The 11,758-nt window shown below is 55.3% G+C and carries 8 protein-coding genes and 3 tRNA genes; 7 read left to right on the top strand and 4 right to left on the bottom strand.

Features of this window, described 5'->3' with window-relative positions; genetic code table 11:
- Window positions 1-70 precede the first annotated feature (70 nt).
- Window positions 71-1,429: an 8-oxoguanine deaminase gene (locus IV433_RS09225; RefSeq protein ID WP_195813562.1), complete on the top strand. Its 1,359-nt coding sequence runs from the start codon at window positions 71-73 to the stop codon at window positions 1,427-1,429.
- 71 nt (window positions 1,430-1,500) lie between these two features.
- Here the strand turns inward: IV433_RS09225 and mscM are convergent, their stop codons facing one another.
- From mscM to rsgA, 3 genes are all read right to left on the bottom strand, one after another.
- The gene (gene mscM, locus IV433_RS09220; protein WP_195813563.1) at window positions 1,501-4,869 is read right to left on the bottom strand and encodes a miniconductance mechanosensitive channel MscM; all 3,369 of its coding nucleotides are present in this window, start codon (window positions 4,867-4,869) and stop codon (window positions 1,501-1,503) included.
- A 34-nt stretch (window positions 4,870-4,903) separates the two neighbouring features.
- Complete coding sequence (asd, locus tag IV433_RS09215) at window positions 4,904-5,893, bottom strand: archaetidylserine decarboxylase (RefSeq protein ID WP_195813564.1); 990 nt, start codon at window positions 5,891-5,893, stop codon at window positions 4,904-4,906.
- A 177-nt stretch (window positions 5,894-6,070) separates the two neighbouring features.
- A complete protein-coding gene (gene rsgA, locus IV433_RS09210; RefSeq protein ID WP_152325335.1) occupies window positions 6,071-7,108 on the bottom strand; it encodes a small ribosomal subunit biogenesis GTPase RsgA in 1,038 nt (345 codons plus the stop codon).
- 89 nt (window positions 7,109-7,197) lie between these two features.
- Here rsgA and orn point away from each other — a divergent pair, with 89 nt between their 5' ends.
- The 4 genes from orn (at window position 7,198) to IV433_RS09190 (ending at window position 8,282) form a co-directional block, all read left to right on the top strand.
- Window positions 7,198-7,743, top strand: coding sequence for an oligoribonuclease (gene orn, locus IV433_RS09205; RefSeq protein ID WP_195813565.1), 546 nt, complete (start codon window positions 7,198-7,200; stop codon window positions 7,741-7,743).
- Window positions 7,744-7,936: 193 nt separating this feature from the next.
- A tRNA-Gly gene (locus tag IV433_RS09200) sits at window positions 7,937-8,012 on the top strand.
- A gap of 70 nt (window positions 8,013-8,082) precedes the next feature.
- Window positions 8,083-8,158 (top strand) — tRNA-Gly (locus tag IV433_RS09195).
- A 48-nt stretch (window positions 8,159-8,206) separates the two neighbouring features.
- Window positions 8,207-8,282, top strand: a tRNA-Gly gene (locus IV433_RS09190).
- Window positions 8,283-8,595: 313 nt separating this feature from the next.
- Here IV433_RS09190 and queG read toward each other — a convergent pair.
- A complete protein-coding gene (gene queG / locus IV433_RS09185) occupies window positions 8,596-9,753 on the bottom strand; it encodes a tRNA epoxyqueuosine(34) reductase QueG (RefSeq protein ID WP_195813566.1) in 1,158 nt (385 codons plus the stop codon).
- On the opposite strand from queG, the gene nnr reads away from it, so the two are divergent.
- A complete protein-coding gene (gene nnr, locus IV433_RS09180; protein ID WP_195813567.1) occupies window positions 9,752-11,278 on the top strand; it encodes a bifunctional ADP-dependent NAD(P)H-hydrate dehydratase/NAD(P)H-hydrate epimerase in 1,527 nt (508 codons plus the stop codon). The two genes, queG and nnr, sit on opposite strands and share 2 nt — an antisense overlap.
- Complete coding sequence (gene tsaE / locus IV433_RS09175; RefSeq protein WP_195813568.1) at window positions 11,275-11,754, top strand: tRNA (adenosine(37)-N6)-threonylcarbamoyltransferase complex ATPase subunit type 1 TsaE; 480 nt, start codon at window positions 11,275-11,277, stop codon at window positions 11,752-11,754. The genes nnr and tsaE overlap by 4 nt, the downstream gene beginning before the upstream one ends.
- The last annotated feature ends 4 nt before the right edge of the window (window positions 11,755-11,758 follow it).

The following is an 11,758-nucleotide window of genomic DNA, read 5'->3' as shown; positions in this document are numbered from 1 at the left end:
CGCCCCTGGATCAGCAGACAGGGCATAACTGAGCTGACTCACTTTTGAATTCATTAAGAGGAAGTCAGTTATGTCTTTGCAACGCACCTGGATTAAAAATCCGCTGGCGGTATTTACCGCCAATGAACTCGATGCCCGCGGCGGTATCGTCGTCGAAGGCTCCACGATCGCCGAAGTTCTGGCATCCGGCCAGTTACCCTCAAAGCCGGTTGATCAGATTGCCGATGCCGCCGGCTGCGTACTTTTACCCGGCCTCATCAACACCCATCATCATTTCTATCAGACGCTGACCCGGGCCTGGGCGCCCGTGGTTAATGTGCCGCTGTTCCCGTGGCTGAAAAAACTGTATCCGGTCTGGGCGCGTTTGCAGCCTGAAGCGCTGGGGCTCGCCAGCCGAGTGGCGATGGCCGAACTGTTGCTTTCCGGCTGCACTACCACGACTGACCACCATTATCTGTTCCCGCAGGGAATGGAAGAGGCGATTGATGTGCAGGTTGAGGTCGTCCGCGAACTGGGGATGCGTGCTCTGCTGACGCGCGGCTCGATGAGCCTCGGAGAAGAGCAGGGAGGTTTACCGCCGGAGCAGACGGTGCAATCAGGAGATACGATTTTGCGCGACAGCCAGCGGCTGATCGACCGTTATCACCAGCGCGGTGACGGGGCGTGGATGCAGATTGCGCTGGCGCCATGCTCGCCGTTTTCCGTGACTACGGACATCATGCGCGAAAGCGCTGCCATGGCGCAGCGCGAAGACGTCCGGTTGCATACGCATCTGGCGGAAACGCTGGATGAAGAAGCGTTCTGCCTGAAAATGTTCGGGCTGCGCACGGTGGACTATCTCGAAAGCGTCGGCTGGCTGAATGACCGGACGTGGCTGGCGCACGGCATTCATTTCAATGCGGACGAAATTCAGCGGCTTGGCGCTGCCGGAACCGGGGTCTGCCATTGTCCGGTGTCGAATATGCGCCTGGCGTCCGGCATGTGTCCGACGCGCGACCTTGAAGCGGCAGGCGTTCCCATCGGTTTGGGCGTGGACGGTTCTGCGTCCAACGATGCGTCGAATCTGATGTACGAAGCGCGTCAGGCGCTTTACCTGCAACGTCTGAAATATGGCGCGGAATACGTCACGCCGGAAAGGGTTTTAGGCTGGGCAACGCGCGGTTCGGCGAAGCTTATCGGGCGTGATGATATCGGGCAAATCGCGGTCGGGAAGCAGGCGGATCTGGCGCTTTTCCGGCTGGATGAATTACGTTTCAGCGGCAGCCATGATCCGGTTGCCGCGCTGCTGTTGTGCGGAGCTGAACGGGCTGACCGCGTGATGGTTGGTGGAAAATGGCGGGTGATTGACGGACAGATTGTCGGGATGGATATCAAATCGCTGATTTCTCAGCACCGTAAAGCAGCGGCGGCGTTGATTGCAGATCTGTAAAACTATGGATTCAGGGGCAGAGAAAATCTGCCCCTGGTTTTCTATTAAATATCGTTATTTCAAAACCGGTATTACAAATCACCCGGAGAACGTGAACTGTTACCGCTGCGACCACTGCCGCTGCTGCTGGTAAACGTCGCATTATTGCCATTCTGCGCACGGTGCAGCGTTTCCATACGGACCTGGAACGGAGGGAACGGCAGCGTGATGCCGTGCTCGCGGAACCCGGCCAGAATCAGCTGATGGATTTCGTGGCGAAGCGGCATACGGTGCGCCATTTCGGCGGCATGCATACGCAGCTCGAAGATCTGAATCCCTTGTTGTAAATCCACGAGGTATGCTTCCGGCGCAGGCATATCCAGCACCAGCGAACAGCGGTGCGCGGCGTTAAGCAGGATTTGTGTCACTTCTTCACTGTTGGCTTCCGATGGCGCCGGAACGGTCAGTACAACACGCGTGACGGAATCTGAAAGCGACCAGTTGATGAACTGCTCGGTGATAAAGGCCTTGTTCGGCACGATAATTTCTTTGCGGTCCCAGTCGGCAATCGTCGTGGCGCGCGTGTTGATTTTGGTGATGCTGCCGGTCAGGTTGCGGATGGTGACGGTATCGCCGATACGGATCGGTTTTTCGAACAGAATAATCAGGCCGGAAATGAAGTTAGCGAAAATCTCCTGCAAACCAAAGCCCAGCCCGACACCCAGCGCGGCGACCAGCCATTGCAGTTTTGCCCATTCGATCCCGATAAGCGAAAAGCCCACCAGCCCGCCAATCAGCAGCAAAACGTATTTTGTGATGGTCAGCACGGCGTAACCGGTGCCCGGCGTCAGCTCCAGATGTTGCAACAGCGCCAGTTCCAGCAGGGCGGGTAAATTACGCACCAGCTGCGTGGTAATAATCAGCACCAGAATGGCGATCAACACGGATCCGAGGGTGATCGGCTGCATGCTTTCCACGCCCTGAACGGTCGAGGAAACCTGCCACAGATGAATATTTTCCAGGAAAGAAAACGCGGAATGGATTTCCGACCACAGGAAGATCACCGAGATCAGCGCGATCAGCGTCAGCAGGGATCGCACCAGCCGCAATGACTGCGCGGAGATCGCATCCAGATCGACCACCGGTTCTTCGATTTCCACCGTGCCTTCGTTACTGCTGCTGGCGTGATGTCCGTCTTCTTCACCGCGGGCGCGCTGGTTCAGCATTTCTGCACGGCGCTGTTTTGCACGCTCAAAAGCGATACGGCGTCGCTGAATGAGCATCCAGCGGCGGATTATGTGATAAATCACCAGCAGAACAAACCAGATGGCAACCGAGGTTTCCAGACGCGCCAGCAAAGCCTGCGATGTGGCGAGGAAGCCCATCAGTGAGGCCAGCGCGGCCACAACCGGCGCGCCCAGCAACATCCACCACAGCGTGTTATTGAGGACATTCTCGCTGTTGCCGTGTTTATCGTGGTACAGCGGAATGCCCGCGCGCTTCAGGCTGTGCGTTACCAGCGCAACCACCAGACAGAGAATAACGAAACACAGGCGACCCAGCGTATTGGAGAACTCGCGGTCATTGAGATTATCGAAGGTAATCAGCGCCATAATCAGCGGCACCAGTACCCAGATTGACAGGGCGTAATAGCGTAAAGCCCGCGAAACGGCGCGCTGAGGCCAGCCAAAGTGCGCGACAAACAGCCCCTGAGGATGGGCAAGCGCGGCGCTGACCATAAACGCCCAGAGGATCGGCAGCGTTGCCGTCACGCCATCGCCAATGGCGACTGCAATCGGGTAAGGCCACGCACTTTGCAGCCCGAAGCCCAGCGCCGCCCAAAGTACGGGCAACGGCATGGCGACCAGAATTGACCAGAACACCGTACGCATCGTCAGCGAGAAATGGTCCTGGGTGACTTTGCCGACCTTGCTGCTGGCGCGCGCCAGAAACGCGTAATAGTGTTTGCGCGAGCTGATACTGACAATCACCAGGATCAGCGCGCCAAACAGCGGCAGCAGCGTTTCTTTGCTGGTGATCATCATCATCGATGCACCGCCGAGCTGGCTCAGTGAATCGAGCGATACCAGACGTTTCAGGTCATGTGCGACCTGCACCGGATAAGAAAAACCAATCGGGCTGACGTCGGCGACCCAGAACAGATAACGGTGCGCGGCGTCATGCACGTCATTCAGCGCTTCCACCAGCTGGCTGTTGGCGACTTTCAGTTTGGTCAGTTCAAGAATTTGCGTATCGCAGCCGGAGAGCAGCGAATTGAGCAAATCACGCTGCGTCCGCAGCTGAGCATCAAGGATTTTTTGCTGCGCCGCCGTCAGCGGTTTGCCGTCGTCCTGACGTCCCTGACGGTAAATTGCCTGCTTATCCAGTAAATCTTCATAGTGCAGACGCTGGACGCGCAGCTGCGCCATATCGCGGTCAAGCTGTTGCGGTTTAGGCATATCCGGCAGGCGTGAAACCTGCGCCCTGAGCGTTTCGCCCAGCAGATTCGACGCGCCCAGCCACTGCGCCTGTTCGCGGATAGTGTTAATTGCCTGACGAACCTGTTGTGTCTGCGCGGCAGCCTGACGCTGCTGCGAGGAAATCAGATCCATGCGCTGCGCCTGCTGGTTCAGCGCCAGCGACAGCTCGCGGTTCGACTGCAACTGCTGGCTGATGGAATGCGGAAGCTCACCGCTTTGCTCGGCTAACTGCTCGGTTTTTTCCAGTGCCTGTTCAGCTTCGCGCTGGCGCTGGTTGTTGAGCATGTTGCGCAATGCCTGCAACTGCTGGTCGAGAAAATCGGCGCGTTTTTTGTAGAGATCGGCGCGAAGTCGTGACAGTTCCTGCCGGTTATTGGCAGAAAGCTGCGCCAGCTCCAGTTCATCGACCTTGGCTTTGCGTGCCGCCGATTCAGCCTGAAGCGCGCTGAGCTGAGCCTGCGCCAGCGGTGAAGATGCCGCCGCCGCCGTGGCCGCCTGCATGCGCTGCTCAATATCGCTGAGCGCATTCCGGGCTTCGGTTTGTTGTTGGGGGATCTGGCTGACCGAATCGCTGATATCGCGGAAGCGGTCCTGCTCCTGACGCAGCTGGCGGGTTTCTTCCAGCTGCTGGCTGCTGACCTGCAAAATCTGCTGCTCTAACTGCGCGGCAGGGATGCTGGCATCAACGGCAGGCGGCTTTTCAGGCTGATTTTGCAACTCGAGGCGCAGCGCCTGTGTCAGTTTTGGAAAATCATCGATGACCGTCTGGTATTGCGTGGTGCGCCCGGCCGAAACATTCATCTCATTCAGCCAGTTGAGCGCACTTTGCAGCGCCTCAACCACCTGCGTCTGATTGGCCATTTCTTTATTGGCTTCCGCCTGTTTCAGCTCTTGTTTGAGCTGATCTTCGGTCGGGGTTGCTGTCGCCGCCAGAGGCAGAGCCAGCAATAAACTCATCAGCAGGGCGGGGATCAGGCGCACTTGGTCAATTCCTTTTCAGTGGTTTAACGCGTACTCAGTAGTCTTTAGGCGCTTGTGGTTCAGCTGTGGCCACACCAGCCGGCGTTTCTGCGATGACAGGTGCTTCCGGAGTGACAATTGCTTCTGGTACCGCAGGTTCCGCCGTTGCAGCTGCCGGTGTACGCAGCGCTTCAGCAAACGGTTCACCCATGCGGGTAACAGTGCCGTTGCTCAGTTGTGGCATAAAGCGGATCTGGTTTGCAGCAAACAAGTTGATCACGGTTGAGCCCAGTTTGAAACGTCCCATTTCCTGGCCTTTTTCCAGCGCAATCGCGCCTTCTTCGTCAGCGGCCGGGTATGTCCAGCGTTTAATGATGCCTTCGCGCGGCGGCGTAACGCTGCCTGCCCATACGGTTTCAATGCTGCCAACGATGGTCGCGCCGACCAGAATCTGCACCATCGGGCCAAATTCAGTATCAAATACGCAGATGACGCGTTCGTTACGAGCGAACAGATTCGGGACGTTGGCCGCCGTCAGCGGGTTCACGGAGAACAGATCGCCGGGCACGTAAATCATTTCGCGCAGCACGCCGCCGCACGGCATATGTACGCGGTGGTAGTCGCGCGGCGCCAGATAAATCGTGGCGAACTGGCCTTCTTTGAATTTTTCAGCCAGCAGATAATTTCCGGCCAGCAATGCTTCGAGGCTGTAGAAATGGCCTTTTGCCTGGAACAGTTTGCCATCGGTAATTGCGCCTAACTGGCTGACTGCGCCATCGGCGGGCAGGCAAAGCATGTCCAGGCCGCTGACCACCGGACGCGCGCCATCACGCAGCGGACGGACAAAGAATTCATTGAAGGTGGCGTACGATTTGAGATCCGGGTTCTGCGCTTCTTTCATGTCCACGCTGTAGAAACGGGCGAAAGCTTTGATGACCCAATGCGTCAGCGTGGCTGCGCGTTTATCTGCGCCCCAGCCTGCCAGACGGGTTAATCCTTGTTTAGGAAGTAAATATTGGAGTTTGATTTTGATACTGTCCAGCACGGGAAAACCTCTTGGATGGTATGAATGACCGGTTTGATCCGGCCATTTTGCAGGAGGCCGTCTTTTGACGGCCCCACAGTGTTTTAAGGTGGGGGATTGTAACGGGGTGAAATCATCGGTTCAACTTCCGTTAACTTCACCCGTTTGCCCTTAACCTTTTAGCTCAATGGCTTAACATTAAAGCGCGTCGAAGTTTTTACGCGTTTTTACGTCTTCCATACTTTCCAGAATGCGGTGGTAGTTGTCGAAACGTTCTTCGGCGATTTCGCCGCGATCGACCGCATCACGGATTGCACAGCCCGGATCGCTGCCGTGTTTGCAGTCGCGGAATTTGCAATAGCCGAGGAAAGGGCGGAATTCGACAAAGCCTTGTGTGATTTGCTCTGGCGCGAGATGCCACAGACCAAACTCGCGCACCCCAGGGGAATCGATAACATCGCCGCCGCGCTGGAAGTGGTAAAGGCGGGCTGCGGTCGTCGTGTGCTGGCCCAGACCGGAGTTGTCGGAGACTTCATTCACCACGATCTGTTTTTCTTCCGGCGGAAGCAGGGCATTCAGCAAGCTGGATTTCCCCACGCCTGACTGACCGGCAAAGATACTGATGCGATCCGTCAGCGCTGTTTCAAACGCCGGCATGCCTTCACCGGTCTGGCTTGAAACTTCAAGCACGCGGTAATTAATCTTGCGGTAGATGTCCATCATGCCTTCGACGAACTTACGGCCTTCGTCGTCGAGCAGGTCAATTTTATTGAGCACAATCAGCGGCTCAACTTCTACGGTTTCGCAGGCCACCAGATAGCGGTCAATAATGTTCAGGGATAGCTCTGGCAGGATGGCGGAAACAATGACGATCTGGTCGATGTTGGCAGCGATAGGTTTCACGCCGTCGTAGAAATCAGGACGCGTCAGGACGGACGTGCGTTCATGTACCGCCTCAACGATACCTTTAACGCTGTCGTTTTCGCCTTTGCGCCAGACGACGCGGTCACCGGTGACCAGTGATCGGATGGTACGGCGGATGTTGCAACGGTGCTGGCTGCCGTCGGCCGCTTCAACGTCCGCATGCATCCCGAAACGGCTGATGACGATGCCGTCCTGCGGTTCGCCGTGCAGAGAATCGTCCAGCTCTTTCCGTTTGTCGGTCTGTGTCAGACGACGCTGGTGGTTAGTCTGAACGCGACGTTGTTGCCCTTTAGACAGTTTTGACTTAGTCACTGCGCCTCACTTGACTGGCTTTAATCGCTCGGTGCGACCAAAACGTCTATGATACCAGCTATATCTCTTTCATTGTAATAGGACACATCATGGCTGCAAATGACTCGAATTTGATTTGGATCGACCTGGAGATGACCGGTCTGGATCCTGAGCGCGACCGCATTATTGAGATTGCGACGCTGGTCACCGACGCGCATCTGAACATTCTGGCTGAAGGCCCGGTGATGGCGGTTCATCAGTCTGACGCGCAGCTGGCGCTGATGGACGACTGGAATGTCCGTACGCACACCGGCAGTGGTCTGGTTGATCGCGTGAAAGCCAGTCCGTTTGACGATAATGCCGCACAGCAAAAGACGATTGAGTTCCTGCGCGAGTGGGTGCCGGAAGGCAAATCGCCAATTTGTGGCAACAGCGTCGGGCAGGATCGTCGTTTCCTGTTTAAGTACATGCCGGAGCTTGAGGCGTACTTCCACTACCGTTATCTGGATGTCAGCACCCTGAAAGAACTGGCGCGCCGCTGGAAACCGGAAGTGCTGAGCGGCTTTAAGAAGCAAAACACGCATCAGGCCCTGGACGACATTCGTGAATCCGTGGCTGAACTGGCGTATTACCGCGAGCATTTTATTAATCTTTAAAATACCTGAAATCTTTTTTACTGCGGCGCGGAGCATGAAATCATCGTGTTTCGCTGCTTAAATCGCCGGTTTGCTGTTTTAATCGGCACTTGAACAAAAAAATCGTTTTTTTGCTTTCAGGGGCTTGCGGCTAAAAGGATTTCTCGTATAATGCGCACCCCGTACCGATGAAGAATTTCGTTGAGTGCGCAGAGCGGGAATAGCTCAGTTGGTAGAGCACGACCTTGCCAAGGTCGGGGTCGCGAGTTCGAGTCTCGTTTCCCGCTCCAAATTTTTAAGTGTTTGTTTTAAGTGTTTTAGATTTATCATGTAGATGTAAAACATGCAGTGCCATGCGACGCGGGAATAGCTCAGTTGGTAGAGCACGACCTTGCCAAGGTCGGGGTCGCGAGTTCGAGTCTCGTTTCCCGCTCCAAAATTTCAAAAGCTGTAAATTTACAGCGGATGCAATCAGCATCTCAATGCGGGAATAGCTCAGTTGGTAGAGCACGACCTTGCCAAGGTCGGGGTCGCGAGTTCGAGTCTCGTTTCCCGCTCCAATTTTCTTCTTCAGTTTACTTTCATTTCTCAGCAGCGTTTTCATGCATATTTCGTGCGTGATTCAGACGATCATTACACGGTTTGTAGTAATTTTTTAAACAGACTTATCCACAGGTTTAGCTGTTTTTTTACACTGTCCGTTTTTTGCACTGCACATATTGCCAATTCATAATTATTTGATTTTATTGAAAATAAATTTATAACAAAACGTTATGACGATCACTTGCTCTTTTTTTTGCAATTGATTGGCAAAGCATTTTTATTTTTATGCACAGAAAATATAGCTTTTCTAGTAATGTGATTTGGGATTTGTTATGCATCCCTCGGCAAACCTTTTTCAACAGCGCGGATCAGCCGTTTCTGCTGCGAAGTTTGCACTTCAATACGATGTTCATTTCTTCTTTCGGTTTGTTGCCGGATTGCCCATTCAATATGTACATCCAGCAGCGGATTTTCGCCTGCGCGTGAATTCAGCGCGTCCAGCACTTCTTCCGACCAGGGCGCATTGCCCAGCGCCACTGAAATATTCCGCAGCCAGCGCAAATGTCCGATGCGGCGGATTGGCGAGCCTTCGGTGATGCGCAGAAACTTCTCTTCCGTCCAGCCAAACAGCGCGATCAGCTCCGGCGAATGCAACGCGGCGCGCGGGCTGAAATCCTCTTCATCCGTCAGTTGTGAATAACGGTTCCAAGGACAAATCAGCTGGCAATCGTCACAGCCATAGATGCGGTTACCCATCATGGGCCGGAATTCTTCCGGTATCGCGCCTTCCAGCTCAATCGTCAGGTAAGAAATGCAGCGACGTGCATCGACGGTGTAAGGCGCAACAATGGCACCGGTCGGGCAGGTGGTGATGCAGGCCACACATTTACCGCACTTTTCTTCCTGTGGCTGATCAACCGGCAACGGCAGATCAATCAGCAGTTCGCCGAGAAAGAACCAGGAGCCGGATTCCCGGTTAAGGATAAGTGAGTGCTTGCCAACCCAGCCAAGGCCTGCTTTAGCTGCAAGGGGACGTTCCATAACGGGCGCTGAGTCGACAAATGGCCGGAACGTGACGGTGTGATCGGGCTGCTGTTCGGTGCAATACGCCTGAATCATATCGCCGAGCTTTTTCAGCCGCTGGCGCAACACTTTGTGATAGTCGCGCCCAAGCGCATACCGGCTGACATAGCCGAGCTGCGGATTATTCAGGGTTTTGGCGAAGGCGGCTTTGGCGGGCAAATAGTTCATGCGCACGCTGATCACCCGCAATGTGCCGGGCAAAAGCTCATGAGGGCGTGCGCGCAACATGCCGTGGCGCGCCATCCATTCCATCTCGCCATGATATTGTTTATCAAGCCAGTCCTGGAGTTTAGGCTCTTCTGCGGATAAGTCTGTATCGCAGATGCCGACCTGCTGGAAGCCTAGCGATTGGCCCCATTGCTTGATATGTTGAGCCAGTTGAACGAGATCGAGAGGGAGTGTCATGACGAACCAACGTGAAAAACGAAACGAGGCGAGTTTACCACATTCCGTGTTTTCTGCTGACTGGCTGCGAAAAGCGGAGCGCCAGGCGGCGCAGGAAACAGGGATTTCTCTGTTTACCCTGATGCAGCGTGCGGCCAAAGCCGCTTTTTTGCTGGCTCAGCACAAGTTTCCTGACGCGCGTCACTGGCTGATATTTTGCGGGCACGGCAATAACGGCGGCGATGGTTATGAAGTTGCCCGTCTGGCAAAGCTGGCCGGAATTCGGGTGACGCTTCTGGCGGTAGACAGCCACAAGCCGCTGCCTGATGAAGCAGAATCAGCGCGCCTGGGCTGGGAGAAAGCGGGCGGAGACATCGGCGCTGCTGAAACACAATGGCCGCAGGATATTGATCTCATTATCGATGGTTTGCTGGGCACCGGCCTGACGTCTGCACCGCGCGCGCCCTACGACGGGCTCATCGAAAACATTAACGCGACGCCGGTTCCGGTTCTTTCTTTAGATATCCCCTCGGGTCTGGATGCCCAAACCGGGCAGGCCGCCGGACAGGCGGTTCACGCCACGCACACGCTCAGCTTTATTGCCCTTAAACCCGGCTTACTGACTGGCCAGGCGCGAGATTACGTCGGGAAATTGCATTGCGATCCGCTCGGGCTGCAAAGCTGGCTGGGCGGGCATCTTCCGCACCTGCAACGGCTGGACGCAACGCAGCTGGCGCAATGGTTGCCTCCGCGTCGCCCCTGTTCGCACAAAGGCGATCATGGACGTTTGCTGGTGGTTGGCGGCGACACAGGTTTTGCCGGTGCTATCCGCATGGCGTCTGAAGCCGCGCTGCGTAGCGGTGCTGGTCTGGTGCGAGTACTCACTCACATTGAAAACGCCGGGCCATTGCTGACGGCAAGGCCTGAACTTATGGTGCAGGAACTCACGGCGAAATCACTGGAAGAAGGCCTGAAATGGGCAGACGTTCTGGTCATCGGTCCGGGGCTCGGACAACGCGACTGGGGCAGGAAGGCGGTAGAACAGGCTGAAAAATCGGATAAACCGGCGTTATGGGACGCCGATGCGCTTAACCTGCTGGCAATCAATCCCGGGAAACGGCAAAATCGCGTACTGACACCGCATCCCGGCGAAGCAGCTCGTTTACTCGGGTGCAGTGTGGAGAAGATTGAGAGTGATCGCTTACTTTCAGCCAGAAAACTCAATGAACGCTACGGCGGTGTGGTCGTCCTGAAAGGTGCAGGCACGCTGATTGCCAGTGAACGCGGCGAGCTCGCCGTTGCCGACGTCGGTAATGCCGGAATGGCATCGGGCGGCATGGGCGACGTACTTTCTGGTATTATCGGCGGATTACTGGCTCAAAAACTTGAAGTATATGATGCGGCCTGCGCGGGCACAGTGGTTCATGGCGCAGCTGCGGACGAAATCGCCCACCGGCAGGGAACGCGCGGTATTCTGGCGACTGATCTTTTAGCGGTGATTCCCCCGTTAGTTAATCCAGACCTGAAGAAACAGATATCTGAATGAATCAACTTAATATCTCTTTACCCGACGAAGCAGCGACGCTGCAATTAGGTGCTTCTCTGGCGAAAGCCTGCGAAGGCTCTGCGGTTATCCATCTTTATGGTGATCTGGGCGCCGGTAAAACGACCTTTAGCCGGGGTTTTCTTCAGGCATTAGGGCATCAGGGCAACGTTAAAAGCCCGACCTACACGCTGGTTGAGCCTTATCAGCTGGACAATATTGCTGTTTATCATTTTGATTTATATCGCCTTGCGGATCCGGAAGAACTGGAATTTATGGGGATCCGTGATTATTTCGCGCAGGATTCCATTTGTCTGGTGGAATGGCCGCAGAAAGGCGCAGGTGTCTTACCCGAGCCGGATATTGAACTGACGCTGGATTATTCGTCGCAGGAGCAGCCTCTGGCGCGCACGGCGAAGCTTGTCGCAGTGTCGGAAGCCGGTGTTACGTTATTGCATCGTGTTCAACAGCAAGGATGACCGC

It is taken from the genome of Rahnella laticis (genome assembly GCF_015644585.1).
Lineage (GTDB): Bacteria > Pseudomonadota > Gammaproteobacteria > Enterobacterales > Enterobacteriaceae > Rahnella > Rahnella laticis.
The sequence above is the reverse complement of the archived record's forward strand: the minus strand, read 5'-3'. Positions and strand labels throughout refer to the sequence as shown.